16 protein-coding genes and 1 riboswitch are annotated in these 20,389 nt (G+C 67.9%); of the genes, 10 read left to right on the forward strand and 6 right to left on the reverse strand.

The genetic code is table 11. The features are described 5' to 3' along the window. The first annotated feature begins 18 nt into the window (after window positions 1–18). The 5 genes from DX923_RS13020 to DX923_RS13040 all read left to right on the forward strand — a co-directional run bounded on the left by DX923_RS13020 (window position 19) and on the right by DX923_RS13040 (window position 8,363). The gene (locus tag DX923_RS13020) at window positions 19–831 is read left to right on the forward strand and encodes a thioesterase family protein (protein WP_162872971.1); all 813 of its coding nucleotides are present in this window, start codon (window positions 19–21) and stop codon (window positions 829–831) included. A gap of 959 nt (window positions 832–1,790) precedes the next feature. Next, complete coding sequence (locus DX923_RS13025; RefSeq protein WP_116115562.1) at window positions 1,791–3,482, forward strand: thioester domain-containing protein; 1,692 nt, start codon at window positions 1,791–1,793, stop codon at window positions 3,480–3,482. Between the two features lie 140 nt (window positions 3,483–3,622). Next, the gene (locus DX923_RS13030) at window positions 3,623–4,474 is read left to right on the forward strand and encodes a PhzF family phenazine biosynthesis protein (RefSeq protein WP_116115565.1); all 852 of its coding nucleotides are present in this window, start codon (window positions 3,623–3,625) and stop codon (window positions 4,472–4,474) included. Window positions 4,475–5,184: 710 nt separating this feature from the next. Beyond that, window positions 5,185–5,850, forward strand: a complete 666-nt coding sequence (locus tag DX923_RS13035; protein ID WP_116115566.1) for an ABC transporter ATP-binding protein — start codon at window positions 5,185–5,187, stop codon at window positions 5,848–5,850. Then, window positions 5,847–8,363 (forward strand): hypothetical protein, encoded by a 2,517-nt coding sequence (locus DX923_RS13040; RefSeq protein WP_116115567.1) that lies wholly within the window; start codon window positions 5,847–5,849, stop codon window positions 8,361–8,363. Before DX923_RS13035 ends, DX923_RS13040 begins: the two co-directional genes overlap by 4 nt. 34 nt (window positions 8,364–8,397) lie before the next feature. Here DX923_RS13040 and DX923_RS13045 read toward each other — a convergent pair whose 3' ends face one another. The 3 genes from DX923_RS13045 to DX923_RS13055 are packed head-to-tail and all read right to left on the reverse strand — an operon-like array spanning window position 8,398 to window position 11,475. Further along, window positions 8,398–9,117, reverse strand: coding sequence for an energy-coupling factor transporter transmembrane component T family protein (locus DX923_RS13045; RefSeq protein ID WP_116115568.1), 720 nt, complete (start codon window positions 9,115–9,117; stop codon window positions 8,398–8,400). Continuing rightward, entirely contained in the window at window positions 9,114–10,739 is a 1,626-nt protein-coding gene (locus tag DX923_RS13050) for an ABC transporter ATP-binding protein (protein ID WP_116115569.1), read from the reverse strand. The genes DX923_RS13045 and DX923_RS13050 overlap by 4 nt, the downstream gene beginning before the upstream one ends. 4 nt (window positions 10,740–10,743) lie before the next feature. Then, entirely contained in the window at window positions 10,744–11,475 is a 732-nt protein-coding gene (locus tag DX923_RS13055; protein ID WP_116115570.1) for an ECF transporter S component, read from the reverse strand. A gap of 130 nt (window positions 11,476–11,605) precedes the next feature. Beyond that, window positions 11,606–11,710, reverse strand: a riboswitch (TPP riboswitch). Between the two features lie 187 nt (window positions 11,711–11,897). Between DX923_RS13055 and DX923_RS13060 the strand changes: the two genes are divergently transcribed. Then, window positions 11,898–12,176, forward strand: a complete 279-nt coding sequence (locus DX923_RS13060; protein ID WP_116115571.1) for a DUF4235 domain-containing protein — start codon at window positions 11,898–11,900, stop codon at window positions 12,174–12,176. Window positions 12,177–12,251: 75 nt separating this feature from the next. Here the strand turns inward: DX923_RS13060 and DX923_RS13065 are convergent, their stop codons facing one another. Next, window positions 12,252–12,737, reverse strand: a complete 486-nt coding sequence (locus DX923_RS13065) for an Lrp/AsnC family transcriptional regulator (RefSeq protein ID WP_116115572.1) — start codon at window positions 12,735–12,737, stop codon at window positions 12,252–12,254. A 130-nt stretch (window positions 12,738–12,867) separates the two neighbouring features. Here DX923_RS13065 and pdhA point away from each other — a divergent pair, with 130 nt between their 5' ends. The 3 genes from pdhA to DX923_RS13080 are packed head-to-tail and all read left to right on the forward strand — an operon-like array spanning window position 12,868 to window position 16,629. Then, entirely contained in the window at window positions 12,868–14,157 is a 1,290-nt protein-coding gene (gene pdhA, locus DX923_RS13070; protein WP_116115573.1) for a pyruvate dehydrogenase (acetyl-transferring) E1 component subunit alpha, read from the forward strand. A gap of 1 nt (window position 14,158) precedes the next feature. Continuing rightward, a complete protein-coding gene (locus DX923_RS13075; RefSeq protein ID WP_116115574.1) occupies window positions 14,159–15,196 on the forward strand; it encodes an alpha-ketoacid dehydrogenase subunit beta in 1,038 nt (345 codons plus the stop codon). After that, entirely contained in the window at window positions 15,193–16,629 is a 1,437-nt protein-coding gene (locus tag DX923_RS13080) for a dihydrolipoamide acetyltransferase family protein (protein WP_116115575.1), read from the forward strand. Before DX923_RS13075 ends, DX923_RS13080 begins: the two co-directional genes overlap by 4 nt. A gap of 80 nt (window positions 16,630–16,709) precedes the next feature. Here DX923_RS13080 and DX923_RS13085 read toward each other — a convergent pair whose 3' ends face one another. Both DX923_RS13085 and DX923_RS13090 read right to left on the reverse strand, forming a co-directional pair. After that, on the reverse strand, window positions 16,710–18,200 hold the full coding sequence (locus DX923_RS13085; protein ID WP_116115576.1) for a lipopolysaccharide biosynthesis protein: 1,491 nt from the start codon (window positions 18,198–18,200) through the stop codon (window positions 16,710–16,712). Window positions 18,201–18,276: 76 nt separating this feature from the next. Further along, window positions 18,277–19,314 carry a Gfo/Idh/MocA family protein gene (locus DX923_RS13090; RefSeq protein ID WP_116116338.1) on the reverse strand — a complete coding sequence of 346 codons (1,038 nt, stop codon included), beginning with the start codon at window positions 19,312–19,314 and terminating at the stop codon, window positions 18,277–18,279. Window positions 19,315–19,510: 196 nt separating this feature from the next. On the opposite strand from DX923_RS13090, the gene DX923_RS13095 reads away from it, so the two are divergent. Continuing rightward, window positions 19,511–20,227, forward strand: coding sequence for a Type 1 glutamine amidotransferase-like domain-containing protein (locus DX923_RS13095; protein WP_240322634.1), 717 nt, complete (start codon window positions 19,511–19,513; stop codon window positions 20,225–20,227). Window positions 20,228–20,389: the final 162 nt, after the last annotated feature.

Raw genomic sequence — 20,389 nt, forward strand, 5'->3', positions numbered from 1 at the left:
TCTGGCATCGTGGCTGGGATGACCTTGGAGAATCCCGCAGGACTCGACGACATCACCCCCGCCTACTTCCTCCCCCGCGGTGACGGCCTCTTCGAGCCGACACTGCGCACCCAGGGTGCCTGGCAGCCCAGCGAACAGCACATGGCCCCGGTGGCCGGGCTGCTCGCGCACATGATGGAATCCCACGAATCACGCCCTGACCTGCAACTCTCCCGGGTGACCTACGAGATCCTCGGGATGATCCCCGCCCGTCCCTTCGCCGTCCGCGTCCGTACCCTGCGCCCGGGACGGACCATCGAACTGGTCGAGGCGACCTTGAGCACGGACGGGAAGGACGTGGTGCGGGCCACCGGGTGGCGGCTGTCCAGACAGGACACCAGCGAGGTCGCCGGCGGTTTCTGGGAGCCGCTGCCCAGCCCGCAGGAGTCCCGGATCTGGGACGGCACCCGGGTGTGGGGCGGCGGCTTCATCGACTCCTTGGAGTTCCGAGTGGTCCGCGACGGGCAGCCCGGACAGGGCGCGGCCTGGATCAGCACGTCGACCGCCTTGGTCCACGAGGTGGAGGTCAGCCCGATCGCGCGTTTCATCGCCCTGGTCGACACCGCCAACGGGATCGCGACCCGGGCACATCCGCAGGAGTGGATGTTCCCCAATACCGATCTGACGATCCACCTCTTCCGCCATCCGAAACCCGGCTGGGTCGGTTTCGACACCGAGGTGCTCTTCGGGGAGACCGGAGTGGGCCTGACCTCGTCGAAGCTGTTCGACGAACAGGGCGCCGTCGGACGTGCGGAACAGATCCTCACCGTCCGGGAGATGCCTTCTCGATGACAGCGCTCCTGCCCAGCAAGGCCACAAATCATTTTTATGACTCGATTTCCTTGTCCGGAAAGCAGGTCCGTCCTGGCGACAGCCCGTACACCTGCCGTCCTTAACTTTGATTCCCCAGCATGTGAACGGGAGTTCCCTTGCGCCTCGGGAAGATCTTCTCCACCCAGCCAAAGCGCTTTACGTCACCTTGACTCTTCTGAGGAGTTCTTGACTGGACGGGCGTACGGGTCCCGTCGGAGGATGGAGTCACGGCAAGGGCACGACGCCGTGAACCACCTCGGGAAGAGCACGCGAGAGCGCATCTCTTCCCCTGCACGACGGCGGGCGAAGATCCAGTGGAGCTCATGGGGATGAGTTCCACGAAAGGATACCCAGCCCGTCGGGGAGCTCTTGGAATCCAAGCTCGGGAAAGCTGGCCAAGAGGAACGGGGAACTGGGGAGTATCGACGATGCATCGGGGAATGCACATGTCGATACAACACTGGGGAAAATAATGGGGAAAGCATCTGGGGAGATGCCTTAAACGCGAAAGCGCGGCCTATCGGATGGGGATCCGAAAAAAGGCCGCGCTTTCGCGTTTTTAAAACCTTTTATGCCATTTTTACGCCACCCAGAGCCACTGAGACGCTGGCGATCTGCCACCCGAGCCATAGCCAGCGCCCAGGCTTCGACAGCACGCAAACTTGTCGACAACAGTCAGTCATATTTCCAGAAAAAAGCGGCATTCAACCGTCAATTTGTCACAGCCACAGATGCCTCCAGGAAATCCGCAAAAGAATTTGCACATCGCCCTTCGGATGGCGCAGACTTAAGAGCGAAGGGAGCGCGCCGGAACACGGAGCAACGCCTCAGAAGCCCGACAGGGCATCACTCGACTCGCCGATGGGGATCGACGAGGACAGAGGAGGCAGCCTGCGGCGCAGCTCCCCAGGGGAAAAGTTTTCACATGGGGGAAAATCATGGTCTTCTCGACCGCTGCTCAGAAATATGTCCGCACCTTTGCCGCTGCCAGCACACTCGCCCTGGCCGTCACCGGCCTCGGGTTCGGGACGCAGAACGCCCACGCCGCCACGCCTGAGGGCACGCTGACCGGCGACAGCTACACCGACAAGGCCTACGACATGACCTTGGGTTGGCTGCCCACCAGCCTGATGACCCTGACGCCCGACGCGGGTGGCACCGTCGCCGTGTACTGCATCGAGCGCGACACACCGACCTACCCCGACGGCACGATCCGTTACGCGGCCCACGGCTGGGACACCTACGAGCGCAACGCCAACTGGAGTGCGGTCTCCGGCAAGGTCGCCTGGATCCTGACCCACTCCTTCCCGCGCGTCGACACCGCCACCGTGCTCAAGGCCTCCGGTTACCAGGGCACCGCCGACACCTCTCGGGTCGTCGCCGCCACCCAGGCCGCCATCTGGCACTACACGCAGGGCTTCGAGCCCGGCCAGAAGGTGGGTGCCCCCAACCAGTTCGGCACCAACAGCTACAGCGCCGACAGCGGCATCAGCGACGAAGCAGCCTTGTCCGTCTACCGCTACCTCGTCGGCAACGCCAGCGAGGCCGCGGCACCTACGCTCTCCGTCTCGATGACGCCCGACAACCCTGCCCGTGGCGCCGAAGGGCTCTTCGCACCGGTCACCCTGAAGACCACCAATGCGGCCACGGTCAATGCGACTCTCCCGGAGGGGTCCGCCGTGTCGATCGACGGAAAGCCCGCCACCCTGCCTGCCCAGGTCTCCCAGGGCGAGCACACCATCGAGGTCACCGTGCCCGCCGATGCGGCCACTGGCACCGGAACGCTGACCGCCACCTCCACCGGTGAGGCGGCTCCGGTCGGCACCATCTGGCAGAGCACCAGTGGCAACTACCAGTCGCTGATCACCGCCTCCTCGAAGAGCACCACCGCGCAGGCGTCCACCACCTTGTCCTGGACGAAGGCTCCGGCACCGGTCGTCGAGACCCCGAAGGCCGAAGAGCCCGCGCCGGTCGTGGAGACCACCACCGACGCTCCGGCCCCCGTCGAGGAGCCTAAGGTCGCAGAACCGACCGCGGCCGAAAGCCCCGCACCCGTTGCGGAGACCCCGAAGGCCGAGGAGCCCAAGGTCGAGGTGCCTGTCGTGAGCCAGCCCACCCCGGCACCGACCGCCGCCACGCCGCAGGTCGAGACCCCGGAGATCGTCCGGGACGAGACCCCTGCGCCGGTGAGCACGGCTCCGGTCGAGCAGCCGAAGGTCGAGACCCCCGCACCGGTCGCCACCACCCCGGTACCCACCGTGCCCACGGTGGAGGAGACCCCGAAGACCGAGGAGACCCCGAAGGTCGAGCAGCCGAAGGTCGAGACCCCGGCACCGGTCGCCGTCACCCCGGCCCCGAGCAGCACCACAGCGCCTGCGGCGGAGAACCCGGCGGCTTTCCCCGCATCGCCGAGCCTCGCCTCGTCCGCGAATGCTTTGTCCGCGCCGAAGCCGATGGCACCTCAGCAGGCGCGTACCGCACCCCTGGCCAAGGCTGCGGCTCCGACCGCGGCTCCGGCTCGCACCCTGCCGTGGACCGGTTCTCATGACATGGCCCTGGCCCTGATCGGCATCTCGCTGGTCGGTGCCGGCATCGGCGCCCTGGCCTACGCCCGTCGCGGCCGCGCCTGATTTCCCCCCAGAAAAAGCGGTGCCCATCCGGAACCCCCGGGTGGGCACCGCGCTGTTCTCCCTGCGGTTCCACGCCTGCGACGACGGCTACAGGCACGTCACGGCCCGTCCCATCGACCCGGGGCAATTAAAGTGCAGGGATGGACCTCACCTACCGCCTCATCAACGTGTTCGCCGCGAGCCAGGATCCGTTCTCCGGAAATGCCGTCGTCGTCGTGGAGAACGGCGCCGATGTCAGCGACGAGAACATGCACGCCATCGCTCGTCAGATGAACCTCGAGACCGTCTTCGTGAAGTCCGTCTCCGAGGAGGGCGCCGAGATCCGGTTCTTCTCGCCCGAAGGACGCGGACGTTTCGCCGGCAGCGCCTCCATCGGCACCGCGCACGTCGTCGACCAGATGCTGGGCGCGCCCCGCAGGCAGCTCGTTCTCAGCGCCGGTTCCGACTGCGAGCCCACCACCATCGCCCCGTACGGCCTGGACAACTGGCGGGTGCAGGCCCGTCAGGCCAAGAGTCGCAAGCTGAACTCCAGCCCGCAGATCCTCGCCTCCCTCGTGGGGCTGCCCACCACGGCGATCAGCGACGAGGTCATGGTCATCGACTCCGGCCGGTCCGGCGTCGTCCTCCCGGTGAACAGCAGCGACGACGTGGCGAAGACCAACCTCGACGCCCGGATGCTGCACAGCTACGCGATGCTGCTCAACACCGAACCCCAGGTGTACGTGTGGGCGCGCAAGGACGCGAACACGATCTCCTCACGTATGTTCTACGGCCCTGGCGGCGGTGTCCTCGAGGTTGCTGCCACCGGTTCCGGTGCGGCGAACCTCGGCCACTGGCTGGCTGCCCACGGGGAGAGCGGTTCCTGGCGGGTCTACCAGGGTGCGGCCGTCGGTCGCCCCTCCGTCCTGGACCTCGACGTCCACGAGGACCACACCGTCTTCGTCGGCGGGCATGTCAACCAGATTGCCTCCGGGGTGCTCAGCACCGACTGAGTTCGTCGAACGAGCCACCGGGCCAGAAGGCCCTTGTATCCGGCACACGAGCGAACCCGCCGTGTGCCGGATTCTTTTCTCTGCCTGAGGCTTCTCCGGGAACCGAGCCGTCGGTGTTCGAGGCCTCACGATCGGCGTGGGAGCAGCCCTCGGGCTGCGTTCCGCCCTACCCTGACAATAATGTTCTTATTTTTAGAGATTGTCTCACTTTAATAAATTTGTCTTTTTTGTGACTTGGTGAATATATTCCACAGAATTATCATCGCCGAAGACGGAGGCTCTTTTCATATTTAATGCATCCTTGTCGACGCCGAGTTTTCTCCCGTTTTGCTTGCTATAGTCGTTTCTGAAGCAGGTCAATGGCGTGAATATTGCCTCACTTCCGCGATGGCAGCGACCGAACAGCTGACAGGCTCCACCCACTTGTCAACCAAGGAAATGGCTCTCGTCGCAAAAAACTTCCTCGGAACAATCGCATGCAGAATTTGACTGCGCATCCCTTGTTTTTCGACACTCGGGAAAATATAAGAGCACGAAGCGAGCGCACGGATCGAGCAGCCCACCTCTGAAGCGATATCAACTTTGTCAACGGTGGAGGCGGATCCGAATTCAGCTGGTGGCAGCCAGGAGATCCACTGCAGAGAACGTCTCTTGGCAGAACAATGACAGGCTCAGCCCTTGGGCCGGCGCATCATCGTTAAAGGATTCCCGTGATCACTATTCGAAACCTGTCGAAGTCCTATCCTTCCGGGACAGGGCCGGTACCGGTGCTCTCCGAGGTCGATCTGTCCGTCGACCCAGGAGAGCTCGTCGCACTCATGGGCCCCAGCGGCTCGGGGAAAAGCACCTTGATCAAGATCTGTGCCGGGCTCGTCCTCGGCGACACCGGCGACATCGACATCGCCGGTCAGACGTTGACTCGCCTTTCAGCACGACGACGAGCGCATCTGCGACTCGAACACGTCGGTGTCGTCTTCCAGGACCACAACCTCCTCCCTGAGCTCTCTGCCGTCGAGAATGTCGCCCTTCCCCTGCGCGCGCTCGGCACCGCCCGCCGCACGGCCCTTGACGAAGCCCAGGACGCATTGCTCGCCTTCGGGTTGGACCATCTGGCCGCCCGACGTCCCACCGACATCTCCGGCGGTGAGCAACAACGGGTCGGCATTGCTCGTGCCCTCGTCGGCGATAAAAAAATTCTCCTGGCCGACGAACCCACCGGCTCACTCGACCGGCAGGCCAGCCACGACGTCTTCGCGATGCTCCGCGCCGCAGCCGACGGCGGCGCCGCCGTCCTGATCGCCAGCCACGACCACGCCGTGACGGACTGGGCCGACACCGTCATCACCATCGAAGACGGAACGTTGGTGACCGAATGACCGTCGCGGACGAAGCACGAACACACCGGGCTGTCCTCAGCTGGAGCGTCGAACACGCCGCCCGACGGCGCCTCACCGGGTGGGCCACCTGGTCGGCCTGGGGAGCCCTCTTCCTGGCCTGCGCTGCCATCGCCGCGATGCTGCACCTCTCCGCAGCGACCCGCCTCTCCCCAGCCCAACAGAACCTCAAAGCACTCGGCAGCTACGAACGCTCCGCCACCATCAGCATCGGAACCTGCGACAGCAGCCGCTGCCCGATCGCCGCGGCCATGACCGAGGCTGTTCAGCACAGCGGCGGACGCAGCCCCTTGGTCACCCTGCACTCCGGCACGATCCGCACCGACATCCCCGGCATCGGCGCGGTCACCCCTCTCGAAGCACACTGGGCACAGGCCCCCTTACCGGAGCGGTACCGGCTCGTCTCCGGGCGCTGGCCCACCGCCACCGGGGAGGCTGCGCTCCCCAATGTGCTGGCCGGAGCCCTCCCCGACAACGGGAAACTCCCCGTCTACGGCGGTGCCGACATCTACACCGTCGTCGGCACCATCGAGGACGTCTACGCCCGCGACGCCCGCGATCTGTTCGTCGCCCCCGGCACCATCGACCGGACCCTCGGCGCGCTCCAGAAACAAGGAAACCGGTTCTCCCGTCCCGAGATCATCGCCACCGTCCACTACCACGGCGGCGACGCCGCTGCCCTCCACGACGCCCTCGCCGACCGGATCAACCGCATGACCGGCATCGACCGCGGGTCGCTCCGCTCAAACCTCGAAGAACAACAGGTCCAAGCCCGCCCGACCCACGTCGACTGGGCGCAGAAAGCCGAACGCTTCTCCCTGCTGACCGAATGGATACCGCTGATCGGGATCCCCCTGCTCGCGGGTTTCACCGCGAACCTGATCACGCTAGGACGTGACCGACGCGGCAACCAGATACTCGCCGCGCTGGGCGCGCCCACCACCATGGTCGTTCTCGTCGGAAGCGCGATCTCCCTGGCCGCCACCGCACTGATCACCGCACTCGGTGCTCTCGTCGGCGACCGAATCGGCATCCTCCTCCGGCCAGTGGTCGAGGCCACCGCCAACCAGCCCCTGAGCCCACCACTCCCGCCGGGTTTCCTGATCCTGATCATCACCTCGGCCGGGCTGACCGGAGTCGTCGGACGAGTCATCGCCGACCTGCACGGGCTCTGGCGGCTCTCCGGGCACCGCCTGCGCCTACCCTCCGGACGGTTCTGGGCCAGGCTGTTCACCGGCCTGCAATATGTCACCTTGATCGCCGGCTCGGCCTGGCTCTTCTCCGCGATCACCCGCGGCGCCCCGGCCACCACCCGAGAGACCGAACAGCGCGTTCTGACCGTCTGTCTCCTCCTGTCCATCGTGACCGGCATGCTGCTGTCCTGGCTCCAGGACAGCAAAGGAGTACTCCCCCTCCCGCTGAACCTGGCCCTACGGCGGCTGCACCGTACCCCCGCCCTCACCGCGGCCACCGTCACCGTCACCATGCTGTGCACCTCGATGCCGATCTCCTTGGGCATCTCCCGAGCCACCAGCGAGTACTACATCGCGCTGACCCAGGTCTCCTCGGTGGCCCCCGGACAGGTCACCCTGGGGTACGCCCATGTCTACCGACAAGGCGTTCCGCCGCGGGTGCGAGCCGACTTCGAGAAATACACCGGGCTGGGAGCACCGGTATCCGTCTACGGCGCACGGGTCAGTTCAGGGAAGATGCAGGGGCTTCCCCTGGTCGTCGACAGCGCCCACGACGTCGAACGACTCGTCGGCCACCCCCTCACCCCCGCACAGTCCGCAGCGTTCACCCGCGGCGAGATCCTGGTCTTCGACTCCCCGAAGAACGAGATCAAAGAAGATGAAATCCTTCAGATGGAGAAAAACTCAGAGGAAAAACCCACCCCGACACGAGCCACCTTGATCGGCGACATCCCCGAGGCCTACTCCCACGAATATCTTGGCGTCGCCTCCGCCGAACAGGCTCGACGAGACCGCTGGCACTTGGACACCCGCTACTGGGTGTACACCGATGTCGGCGCAGCCCAGAATGCCGCCGCACTCAAAGCACCCCACGAACAACGATTCGACCCTCTCTTCGTCCATGTCCACACCACACCGAAAACCGTCCCGATACCGCCCTCGGTCAAACTGGCCGGAAAAGTCCTCGGCGGGCTCCTGGCCGCGCTCACCCTGGCACTGACCATCGGACATGTCACGGCCTTCCGCCCCTACCGACGCAGTCTGCAGGCCATCGGTGTCCGCACCCGGCTGCTCACCGTCACCGTGGCCGCCGCCGTCCTCGTCGCCGTCGCCGTGCCCATCACCATCGGCCACACCGTCGCCGCCCACGTCACGCAGTTCATCCTGTCGAGCAATATCGAAGACCCCCGCGGGGCCCTGGTGCCCTGGGAGGACGTCCAGCACTCCCTCGCGCTCTGCCTCGGGCTCGTCCTGGCCAGCCTGATCATCGGGCTTCTCGTCGACCTCCTCCGCAAAGAATGACCGGCTCAGCCGAGCCCCCGCCCCGGCAGCCCCCTCACCAGAGCAGCCCCGGCCCCACCGGTGCCAGGGCCAAGGCCACGGCGATCACCATCAGAACGCTGTCGGCCGTCGTCCACGGCGCCGGTTCGGCCCAGGTGCGGGGGCGGCCGGTCACGACCGGTGCGGAATATCCACGAGCCTCCATGGCGACGGTCATCCGGCCGGCTTTGCGGATGGCCTCGACGAAGAGGGTGAAGACGAGAGCGACATAGTGGCGGGTGCGGGCGGTGAGACTGCGCCCGGGGGCCAGCCCTCGGACGCGGCGTACTCGCTCGGCATCGGCCCATTCGGTGCCCAGGTCGTCGAAACGTTGCAGCGCGGCGACACAGGCCAGGACGGGACGGGACGGCATCCGGAGGCGTTGGCCGAGATGGTCACCGACCGTGAACGGGTCCAGGTAGGAGGCGAAGACGATACCGGGAACGACGAAATAGGCGACCCTGAGCCCGGCGACCACCGCCGGAGCGAGAGCGTGCTCCGCGGAGAGCAACCAGTTCGACCAGATGATGGAGGCCACGGCCAACACCGCGGGGAACAGCCGCCACAACGGGAACCCGGTCCGGCCGACGAGCACGACCACGGTCACGGCACACAGTCCGGCACAGGCGGCGGCTTCGTGGAGGCCGTCCAGGAAAGGCACCCCGGAGATCAGGACGAAGGAGGCCCCCACCAAGGAGAGCGGGCCGCACCGGGCGAGCAGACCCCACGGGTTCACCGGACACCTCTGCTTCCTGGGTCGGCGGGCCCGGCGCACAGCCGCCCACGAGCCAGATGATGGACGTCGTCGACCAGCCCGGCCAGGAGGTCGTCGTGGGTGCCGGCGACGACGGCACACCCGGCGTCGCGGGCCGAGGACACCAGCCCGGCGACCACCGCCCAGGTGTGCCGGTCCTGGCCGACGGTGGGTTCGTCGAAGGCCACCAGGGCCGGGCCGTGAACGAGGGCACCGGCCACGGCGAGACGGCGCACTTCACCACCGGACAGCCGGTAAGGGTGCCGTCGGGCGGCGTGCGACAGCCCGAGAACGTCCAAGGTGGCGTCGATCCGGCGGGCCGCCGCCCCGGCGTCGCCGACATCCCGGCCGAGCGCCTGGGGAGTCGACAGCAGGCAGTCGCGGACGGAACGGGTCGACGTGATCGTCAGCTCGGCACGCTGAGGCACCCAGCCGACCCGGGCGGCCAGATGGGCCGAATCCCACCGGTGGAGTTCAGGTGGGGCGCCACCGGCCCAGCCTGCGTCGGCCCGGACCTGCCCGCCGGTGGGCCGGTCGATGCCGGTGAGGAGCCCCAGAAGAGTCGACTTCCCCGCCCCGCTGGTGCCCCGTAGCGCGGCTGCGCGGCCTGCGGTCAACGTCAGATCGACGCCGTCCAGAGCGGTGACATCGGGTTCGGGGCGGCGGATCACCCGTAACCCGCGGCGGGGACGATGCACGACGCGGACATCCTCCGCAGACACCAAGGCCTGTCCGGCAGAGGCCGCCACACCAGGCCAAGGGGCGCAGAGCTCCTCAGGGAGACCCAGCGCTTCCGGGGCGGGCGCGCCGGGCACCCACAGCCCGGCCGCGAGCAGCTCAGCGGTCTGCTCGTGAAGGGTGCGCTGCACCGGCCCGTCAGCGAGGAGACGACCGTCCCGGCCGAGGACGACGAGACGGTCGACGACGTCGACCCAGCCGGTGAGGCGGTGTTCGACGACGACGAGGGTCGCCCCGGCTTCGTCCGCGGCGGCGACGACGGCTTCCCGGACGGCCCGGGCCGAGGCGTCGTCGAGCATGGAGGTCGGTTCGTCGAGCAGGACGACCCGAGGGCGCAAGGCGATGATCCCGGCAAGGGCGACACGTTGGGCTTCACCGCCGGAGAGTGCCGACGTGGCATGGCCAGGGCCGTAACGGATGTCCACGGCGGCGAGCGCGGCGGCGATCCGACGGTGGATGTCGGCGCGGGGGACGCCGAGGTTTTCGAGACCGAAGGCAATGTCCCGTCCGATGGTGCCGGCGACGCGGGCGTCGGCCGGGTCCTGGACGAGGAGCCCGACCCGGCCGTCACCGGCGCGGGTCGGTCCGTCGTCGACGGTGACCGTTCCGGTGAGGGCGCCGGGCTCGACGGTGTCGACGACTCCGGCGATGGCCCGCAGCAGGGTGGATTTTCCGGCGCCGCTGGCTCCGGCGACGAGGAGGCGTTCGCCGGGTTCGATGTGCAGGTCGATGCCGTCGAGGATGGGACGTCGTCGTCCGAGCGGGGTCCAGGTGAGTCCGCGGAGGTCGATGGCGGCGCCCTTGCCGGGGCGTCGGTCTGCTGTCGGGTGTGTGTTCACGGAGTCGGCCGGGTGGGAGATGTCCACCGGGTCAGGCCTGCCCGGGCCGCCCGTCCGGGCTGGTCGGTGCCGGGTCGTCCTGGTCGTCCTCGAGGTCGGCGGTGAGTCGTTCTTCGCCGGGCGGGAAGGCGGTCAGGGCGCCTGCGGTGGCGAGGGCTTTCGTGAGGGCCCAGGCGCCGAGTCCGGCGATGACGGCGCCGGAGACGACGCTGAAGCCGAGATAGGCGAGTTTCCAGGCGGTGGAGTATTCGACGACGTAGACCCACCATTCGTAGAGGACGACTTCACAGATCGCGGACATCGCTCCGGCGGCGATCGCGGTGTCGGGTCGCCAGCGGCGCCACCGGTAGAGGGCGACGACGATCTCGACGCCGAGTCCTTGGAGGGCGCCGGAGATCATGACGGCGGGGCCCCATTCGTTGCCCAGGAGCATGGAGACGTTCGCGGCGACCAGTTCGACGAGGAGGGCTGCGCCGGGTCGGCGGACGAGGAGGGCGCCGAAGACTGCGGGGAGCAGCCAGACGCCGACCAGTGAGGCCGAGGCCGGGGGGAAGACTTGGAGGGCGACTTTCAGCGGGGGGTAGAGCACATTGTTGAAGCCCCAGAAGGCGACACCGAAGGCGACACCGAGGACTGCGAGGGTGACCAGGTCGACGGCTCGCCAGGCGAAGGGGCCGCCGCGTGCCATGCGGGTGGCGGTCGCGGTGGCGCCGGGTCTGTCGGTGGCGCTGCCGGTGGGTGTGGCCGCGTCGTGGTCGGTCATCGGTTCGTCCTGTCTGTACGTGTCTGCTCGTCGACAGGGGTGCGTCGGGGCGCCTGCCCGGTGGCCGTCGTGGGCCGCTCCAGGCGTGAGTGCTGACGGTGTGCGACCTGCGAAAGTGTGCAGGTGGGCTCGTCCGAGATTCCCGACTCCCTACGCCGGTGCGAACCGGATCAGGTGCGAGGGTCTGCGGGCTGTCCGCACTCTCAGCGCTGGTGGCGCTCCCCTGTCGTATCAGGACGAAACCTACCGCAGCGGGCTCCGTTCGCGCACTCTTCGCCAGGAAGACGGGAGACCTTGTCGGTGCTGGTCCGGGCGGGAGGGGTCCTGCGCGGGCGAGGGGCGACGGCGAGCTGTCCGTGCTGGCAGACTGATCCAGGAGATCCGGTCTCCGGCCGGATGCGGCCGATGAGAGGAGCAGTACATTGGGCGAGAAGGTGTTCAAATACGTCGGTATGGGTGCCGCCGTGGGCGCTGCGGCCTTCGCCAGGGTGGTCACCGAGAAGGGGTGGCGTGCGGTGATGGCGTCCGACCCGCCGTCGAACCCTGAGGATCTCGACACCGAGCTGTGGGAGGCCCTGCTGTGGGCGGCCGCTTCCGGTGCGGTCATCGCGTTGGCGCGCATGTACGCCACCCGGCAGTGGACCCGCTACTACGCGAAGTCCACCGGTCATCTTCCGGCGAACCCGAACGGCATCAGCTGATCCGTGGTGGTGGGCGGCGGCGTCGAGGCCGCCCACCACCTGGTCGCTCTCGGCCGGGGCTTCCGTGCCCCGGGGTCATTCCTCCGGGCGGCGCCACAGGCCGGGGGTCTCCACATCGGCGAAGACCAGCCAGGTCCGGCTGGCTTTCACCCCGGGGATCGACTGCAGCTGCTCCAGCACCACGTCCCGCAGGGTGGCATTGTCCGGGGCACGGACCAGCACCAGGACGTCGAATTCCGCTCCGACCAGGGCGATGTGTTCCACGTGTGGCACGTGGACGAGGGCTTCTCGGACTTCCCGCCAGGTGTCCTGTTCGATGGACAGGGAGACATAGGCGGAGGTCGACAGTCCGGCTTTCTCCGGGGCGACCTGGGCGGTGAAGCCGGTGATGATGCCGGAGTCGGTGAGTTTCTCCAGCCGGGCGTACGCATTGGCGCGGCTGATGTGCAGTCGTTCGGCGAGGGCCCGCATCGACAGGCGCCCGTCGTCGACGAGTGCCGCGATGATGGCCCGGTCAGTCGGATCCAGAACCGGCTCTGTGGGCGACGAACGGTCGCGCATCGACTCTCCTTCGCTCCGAACGTCTCGTATTCACGGGAACTGTTGAGCCGAGCGTACGTCGCCGGACACGATCGGGAGACATCGACCGTGCATCTTCCGGTGAGACCAGCGACACAGTGAGGCACACTCAATGACGAGCAGCCCCGAGCCCACCACGGGATCAGGCAGCACCCGTGCTGCACAACGTAAGACGTCCTCCGTACGTCAAGGGGGATCGGGCCGTCCGAGACGGTCGGCCGAAGCGGATGCCCGCGCGGCGAAAGCCGCCGCCCAGGTCGTCGACCATGCCGAGAGTCATCCGCCCTTCCAGGCCGGTCTGATCCCGGCACCCGAGCCGGTGCGTTTCCTCGACGAACACGGTCAACGGGTCACCCCGATCACCGAGGACTACACCGCCCCGGACGACGACCTGGCGGCGGAGTGCTACCGGCGGATGGTCGTCGGGCGTCGGTTCGACGTACAGGCCACCGCGTTGACGAAGCAGGGACGGCTGGCCGTCTACCCCAGTTCACGGGGTCAGGAGGCATGCCAGGTCGGATCGGTGCTGTCGATCCGTGAGGACGACTGGTTCTTCCCCACCTACCGGGACTCGGTGGCCCTGGTGTCCCGAGGGTTGGACCCGGTGGAAGTGTTGACCTTGCTGCGCGGCGACGCCCACTGCGGATACGACCCTGCGGCCACGTACACGGCCCCGCAGTGCACGCCGTTGTCGACGCAGCTGCTGCACGCGGCAGGAGTGGCCTACGGGGAGCGTCGGCAGGGCCGGGACCGGGTGGCCCTGGCGTTCATCGGTGACGGGGCCACGTCCGAGGGCGACTTCCACGAGGCGTTGAACTTCGCGGCGGTCTTCAAGGCGCCGGTGGTCTTCGTGGTGCAGAACAACGGATGGGCGATCTCGGTGCCCCTGTCGAAGCAGACGGCGGCGCCGAGCCTGGCCTACAAGGGCATCGGTTACGGCGTGGTCTGTGAACAGGTCGACGGCAATGACGCATTGGCCGTGCTGGCCGTCGTGGGCAAGGCCGTGGACTGGGCGCGGGCGGGCAAAGGCCCGGTGCTGGCGGAATTGCACACCTACCGGATGGAGGCGCACACCAATGCCGACGATGCGAGCCGGTATCGCACCGCAGAAGAGGTCGAGGAGTGGAGCCACCGTGACCCGGTGGTCCGTTTGGAGACCTATCTGCGTTCGGTGGGTCGTCTCGACGACGAATCCGTCGCCGCGGTGGCCGCGGAAGGGGAGTCGGCGGCGGCCGAGTTGCGCGACCGGATGAACGTCGACCCGTCACCCTCGCCGGAGAGTCTGTTCGAACATGTCTACGCGACGATGTCGCCGCAACTGGTCGAGCAGCGGGAGATGGTCCTCGCCGAACTCGCCGCCGAACAGGCCGGCCCCCAGGACGACGCCAGGAAGGGGCACTGACATGGCACAGGTGACTTTCGCCGCCGCCCTCAACCAGGCGTTGCGTGATGCTTTGGCCGCCGACGAGCGGGTCTCCGTCTTCGGTGAGGACGTGGGCGTCGCCGGGGGCGTCTTCCGGATCACCGACGGCATCGCCCGCGACCTGGGCGACGACCGTTGTTTCGACACTCCGCTGGCCGAATCGGGGATCGTGGGTTTCGCGATCGGGATGTGCATGTCGGGGCTGCGACCGGTCGTGGAGATGCAGTTCGACGCCTTCGCCTATCCGGCGTTCGAGCAGATCACCTCGCATGTCGCGAAGATGCGGAATCGGACCTGTGGCCGGTTGAGCCTGCCGATGGTGATCCGGGTGCCCTACGCCGGTGGCATCGGCGGGGTCGAGCACCACTGCGATTCGTCGGAGGCCTACTACGTCCACACCCCGGGGCTGCGGGTGTACGCCCCGGCCACCGTGGAGGACGCCTATGTCCTGTTGCGGGCGGCGATCGACGACCCGGACCCGGTGGTCTTCCTGGAACCGAAGCGGCTGTACTGGTCGAAGGCCGACGTGGACCTGCGTGATCTGGCGCACCGGCACGACCGGGTGCCGCCGGGGCGGGCCGTGGTGCGCCGGAAGGGTACCGATGTGACCTTGGTGACCTACGGCCCCGGCGTCCCGGTGGCGGTGGAGGCGGCCGAAGCGGCCGTCGAGGAAGGCTGGTCGGTGGAGGTCGTGGATCTGCGGACACTGGACCCGTACGACGATGCCACCGTCGTGGAGTCGGTGCGCCGCACCGGGCGTTGTGTCGTGGTGACCGAGGCGCAGGGCTTCGCCGGGGTCGGCGCGGAGATCGCCGCCCGCGTCCAGGAGCGGGCCTTCCACTCCCTGGCCGCCCCGGTACTGCGCGTCACCGGCCTCGACATCCCCTACCCCCCACCGAAATTGGAGCATCTGCATCTTCCTGGTGTGGACCGGGTGCTTGATGCCGTCGCCCGCTTGCAGTGGTCGGACCAGCCCGACCTGCGACATGCCGACGCCACCACCGGGGGTGCCCGATGACGACGAAGACCTTCCTGCTGCCGGACCTGGGCGAAGGGCTGACCGAGGCGGAGATCGTCTCCTGGGCGGTGTCCGTCGGCGACGAGGTCGCCGTGGACCAGGTCATCGCCACCGTGGAGACCGCGAAAGCACAGGTGGAACTGCCGTGTCCGTTCGCGGGGATCGTCGCATCCCTCCACGGCGAGGCCGGAGCGGTGCTCAACGTCGGGGCACCCTTCGTCACGGTGGAGGTGGAAGCCCCCGCCCGTACGACCGAACGGTTGACGGAGGAACGCGCCGGATCGGGCAATGTCCTCATCGGGTACGGCACCTCGGAAGCCGCTCGGACCCGTCGACGCCGGGTTGTCACGGTAGGCGGTCAGAACGGGTCCGCAGCGACGCCAGGGCAGACCTCGCACGCAGCTTCACAACGTGAGTTCGCTTTCGGGGCGATGCCGCAGGACGCGCCACTGCCCGGCTCTCGCCCAGGTGAAGCCGTACGGGTGATCTCCCCGCTGGTGCGCAGACTGGCCGCCGACCACGGCGTCGACCTACGCCGGGTCCCGCCGGGCGCCCCCGGCGGAATCATCACGAAACGCGATGTGGAAGCAGCGATCGCGGCCGGGCTGGCCGGCACCTTGCGGCCGGAGTTCACCTGCACCCCGTCGATGGACGGTCCACCGGCCGGGCAGCCGGCGGAGGCGACGGCGCTGTCGTCCGCAGTGTCGTCTGCCGTGCCCGGCCGTCCGGGCTCTCGGCTGGTCGACGAACGGGTGCCGATCACCGGTGTCCGCAAGGTCATCGCCGACAAGCTCGGCCAGAGCCGCCGGGAGATACCCGACGCGACGACCTGGGTCGACGTGGACGCCACCGGGCTACGGACGATGCGGGACGACCTGGCCCGCTGTCTCCCGGAGGCACGGATCGGCTATCTGGCGTTGCTGGCACGGATCGTCGTGGCCGGGCTGACCCGGTTCCCGGAGTTGAACGCCCGGGTCGACACGGCAGCCGGTGAGATCGTCCGGGTCGGCGCAGTACACCTGTCGTTCGCGGCACAAGGCCCGCGCGGCCTGGTCGTCCCGGTGCTGCATCACGCCGACGCGCTCACCACCCAGGAGCTGGCACAACAGGTGAGAGGTGTGGTGGAGCGCGCCAAGGCGGGGACGCTCACGCCCGAGGAGATGACCGGCGGGACATTCACGTTGAACAACTACGGCGTGTACGGCGTGGACGGGTCGACACCGATCATCAACCACCCGGAGGCAGGCATGCTCGGAGTAGGGCGAGTCGTCGACAAACCATGGGTGGTGGACGGCGCCTTGGCAGTACGGCCGGTGACACAACTGTCGCTGACCTTCGACCACCGGGTGTGTGACGGCGGGGTCGCCGGGGGCTTCCTCCGATATGTCGCCGACTGTGTCGAATGTCCCGGGGCGCTGGTGGCCGGGGTATGAGATCCGTAGGGCTCCTGGCGGAGGCGGCCTGCGCTGGCGGCCGCCTCCGCTGATGAAGTGCTCGGCGGTGGAACGTCCGATCAGCCCCGCAACGCGCGCATGACGCCGACCCCGCCGAGCACGGCTGCGACGACGGAGAAAAGGATGCTTCCGAGGACGTAGGTGTCCTGCCCGAGGTGTTCCCACCCGGACATCGCGAAGACCCACGCCAGGATGATCACCATCAGCGGGAAAGCGACGACCCGCCAGGACGTCCAACGGGACGCCCCGGCCAGGCGCATCACCCAGAGCGTCCAGTAGAGACAGATGACCAGACCGGCCACCGAGTAGAGCTGCACCCCGAGCATGGCGTCCCCGAAGAGCAGCCCGGCTCCGAGCGCGGGGATCCGTACTCCTGCTTCGAGGCAGGAGATGACGAAAAGCCTGCGAACCCGGTTCTTCACCGTCGCATAACCCGACAGCGGCATCGACACGAAACTGAACATGAGCCACGGGGCGAGGCATGCCGAGATGTATCCCGCAGTCTCCCACTGCGTTCCCCAGCTGGGCACGATCAGGAAGGCTTCTCTGGACAGCAGGGCCACCGGGACGAAGATCACTGCGGCGATCCCGAGAAGCGCCGTCGCCAGGCGCACCATCTGCCCCGAGGTGTCCTGAGCCGTACGTTCCATGGCCGCGAAACGGACGTAGAAGACGCTGGCGACCGCTTGGCCGAGCAGGGCCACCGGGGCGGAGAGCAGGCGCTGACTGAAATTGAACTGCCCCGCGAAGTCGACCCCGTAGAAAGCACTGATCAGCGGGCTGACCGCGCCGACGGTGACCGCATTGGCCAGAGCCGGCAGGAGGATCCACACCGGGAACTGCCGCCAGGCGGAGACCAGCCCCCACTGCATCCGGCCCCGCAGCGGCAAGCCGCTGCGACGCAACATCATGCCCGCCGAAAGCAGCCGTCCGGCACCGTAGCCGACGCCCAGCCCGGCACCGGCGAGACCAGGCCAGGCCAGTCCGACCTGTGCCGCGCTCGTCAGCGCCGTACCGGACACGTTCGCGTCGCTCATCGCACGGAACTGTTGACGGCGGGACTGGTAGGAACGCAAGGTCTGGAAAGCGGCGATCGACCACACCACGAAGGGCACGGCCACCAAGGACAGCCGGTACTCCGGCGGCGCCCAGCCCGTCACCACCACCAGCAGGCACAGCGGGATCAATGCCGCAGAGACCAGGGTGGCGATGCCGAGCGTCAAACGGCCCAGGTCGTCGGCCTCGGACTGTTCCCCGGCCAGCGGGATGGCCATCTCCAGCCGAAGGGTCGCCGCCATCGCGATGATGGTCGCGCAGGAGACGACTTCACCGAAACGACCCCAGTCCCCGGGGGTGTAGAGACTCCCGCAGATCCATTGGGTCACGAACTGCAGCACCATGACGACGGCGGTGCCCCCACCGAGCTGGGCGACCTGCCGACCGGCGCCGCCCTCCCCGAACCTGGTCAACCGGACGAGCTTGCCCCGCAGGGACGACGGCTCCTCACCCGAGCTGTCACCGGCCGGGTCGGTGTGGGAACTGGCATTCACACGCCGACCCTAGAGGAGAGTCGTCGCGGCGGAGAATCCAGTGCGAACCCAGCAAAATGCGCATGTTCTGAGGGCCTCAGTCGAGCTCGACGACCCGGTTCTCGGCCGCGCTGAGCCGGGCTGCATCGATGACGGCGAGGGTGTGCACGGCGTCGGCCGGGTCGACGGGCATCGCCGCCTGCACCACCGGATAGCCACCGGTCGAGTTCAGGGCGCGGCCCAGCTGGCGGTAGAAGTCGGCGGGGCCGCCGGGCGGAAGAGGCACGGCTCGACGCTGGTCGCCGGTGGCGAGGAAACCGGCGTGTCCGGGGGCATCCCGCAGGTCCGGCCAGTGGCAGCCTTCGTCGGAGTCGTCCCACAGGTAACCGGCGCGGGTACCGGTCGCCCGCAGTCGCGGGCCGGGTGCGGCAGCGAGGGAGGAGGCCGTCAGCGTGGACCGTCCGCCTGCGGCATGTCGGCAGTGCAGGACGGCGTCGTCCTCCGCGACGGTGGTCACCGTGTCGAGCTGGGCGTACACACTGCTCACCGGCCCCAGGGCTTGGGCGGCGGTGTCGATGACATGGCTGCCCAGGTCGAGCAGGATGCCGCCGCCTTCGTGCCAGGGTGTCTGCTCCCGCCAGCGTTGTTTCGGCACCGGACGCCACCGTTCGTAACGGATCTCGACGTGGCGCAGCTTCCCCAGCGGGCCGGTCTCACCGGCGGCGAGCAGACCGGTCAGTGCACGGGCACCGGTGTCATATCTGCGATTCTGGAAGACGGTCAACGGCACCTGCGCGGCACGGGCGTATGCCACCACAGCGGCGGCAGTGTCCGCATCGCAGGCCAGGGGTTTGTCGATGACACAGGGCACCCCGGCGTCGACGACAGCCCGCACGTGGTCGGCGTGTCTCCCGGTCGGGGTCACGAGCACGACGGCATCGGCGCCGATGTCGGGCAGCCCGGCGAGCAGGGCGTCCAGATCAGGGACGACTCGGGCCTCAGGCAGGTCCTCCCGGACGAGCGCAGCCCGTTGTGGTGAGGAGGTCGCGACCGCGACGATCCGCCCACCGGCTTCGTGGATGAGCGGTGCGTGCAGAGTTCGGCCGTAGACATATCCGGCGAGAGCGATACGCATCGTCTCAGCTTGGCAGGTGTTTCCGGGCGACCGCTGTTCCTGTGCACGGCTCGCCACGCAGTCCGGCGGCCGACCGCGGCACCTGCGGCCCGGTCCCGACGAGCGCGGCCAGACAGCCGCCCTCCCGCCTCCTGCGTGGCGAGTACCACGCAGCGGTAACCCCTTTCGTGGCCTGTCGAGCTATAGCGTGACCGATATGACCACTCACATCGTCGCGATGGGCGGCGGCGGCTTCTCCACCTCGGAGGGATATGTCGCGACCGGTCTCGACAGGTACATCCTGTCGTTGACGGCTGCGAGCAACCCGTTGGTGTGCTTCGTGCCGACCGCCTCAGGAGACAACGGCCTCTACGTGTCCCGGTTCATGAATGCCTACAGCCGCAGCCGAGCCCGCACCAGCGTGTTGACCCTGTGGGAAGGCGCCGCCGATTCGTTGGCCCGGCTGGACGAGGTGGACGTCTTCCTCGTCGGCGGAGGCAATACGGTCAACATGATGGCGCTGTGGGCAGCCCATGGCGTGTCCCGCAAATTGCAGAGCATCGCCGCGGACCCCGGCCGGGACGTCGTCCTCGCCGGAGTAGGCGCCGGCGGGGCCGCCTGGTTCGAAGCCTGCGCCACCGACGGGTACGGCACCGGGGTCACCCCCTTCCCGCACGGGCTCGGATTACTCCCCGGTTCGTTCTGCCCGCACTTCGACGGCGAAGCCGAACGCCGCCCCCGCTTCACCGAATACGTCGACACCGGCCAGCTGCCCGCCGGGTGGGGTGCCGACAACGGAGCCGGGCTGCACTTCGTCGACGGACAGCTCGAAGGCTGCTACGCCGAACGGTCCGACGCAACCGTGTACCGGGTGGACCAGACCGAGAACGGGGCACGGGTCACCCCCCAGGAATCTTCGCTGCTGGGAGAATGAACTTTCTCGGACACCGGTGCCATTGATTGCTTTTCGGTGCGATCAGCACCGGTGTCCCCGCCATTGTGTACAGCGTTCGCCAAGGCTTGCCCTGCATCAAGGCCATCGGCGTGGGAGACTTCCCAGCGTCCCTTTTTCTCTTTCGACCTCGACTTGAGGTGT

The sequence above is a fragment of the Austwickia chelonae genome (assembly GCF_003391095.1).
Taxonomy (GTDB): domain Bacteria; phylum Actinomycetota; class Actinomycetes; order Actinomycetales; family Dermatophilaceae; genus Austwickia; species Austwickia chelonae_A.

What these genes read in the sequence shown, in the direction of transcription:
- DX923_RS13020 (WP_162872971.1), top strand. Translation starts at nt 19, where the DNA reads ATGACCTTGGAGAATCCCGCAGGACTCGACGACATCACCCCCGCCTAC.
- DX923_RS13025 (WP_116115562.1), top strand. Translation starts at nt 1,791, where the DNA reads ATGGTCTTCTCGACCGCTGCTCAGAAATATGTCCGCACCTTTGCCGCT.
- DX923_RS13030 (WP_116115565.1), top strand. Translation starts at nt 3,623, where the DNA reads ATGGACCTCACCTACCGCCTCATCAACGTGTTCGCCGCGAGCCAGGAT.
- DX923_RS13040 (WP_116115567.1), top strand. Translation starts at nt 5,847, where the DNA reads ATGACCGTCGCGGACGAAGCACGAACACACCGGGCTGTCCTCAGCTGG.
- DX923_RS13055 (WP_116115570.1), bottom strand. Translation starts at nt 11,475, where the DNA reads ATGACCGACCACGACGCGGCCACACCCACCGGCAGCGCCACCGACAGA.
- DX923_RS13065 (WP_116115572.1), bottom strand. Translation starts at nt 12,737, where the DNA reads ATGCGCGACCGTTCGTCGCCCACAGAGCCGGTTCTGGATCCGACTGAC.
- pdhA (WP_116115573.1), top strand. Translation starts at nt 12,868, where the DNA reads ATGACGAGCAGCCCCGAGCCCACCACGGGATCAGGCAGCACCCGTGCT.
- DX923_RS13075 (WP_116115574.1), top strand. Translation starts at nt 14,159, where the DNA reads ATGGCACAGGTGACTTTCGCCGCCGCCCTCAACCAGGCGTTGCGTGAT.
- DX923_RS13080 (WP_116115575.1), top strand. Translation starts at nt 15,193, where the DNA reads ATGACGACGAAGACCTTCCTGCTGCCGGACCTGGGCGAAGGGCTGACC.
- DX923_RS13090 (WP_116116338.1), bottom strand. Translation starts at nt 19,314, where the DNA reads ATGCGTATCGCTCTCGCCGGATATGTCTACGGCCGAACTCTGCACGCA.
- DX923_RS13095 (WP_240322634.1), top strand. Translation starts at nt 19,511, where the DNA reads ATGACCACTCACATCGTCGCGATGGGCGGCGGCGGCTTCTCCACCTCG.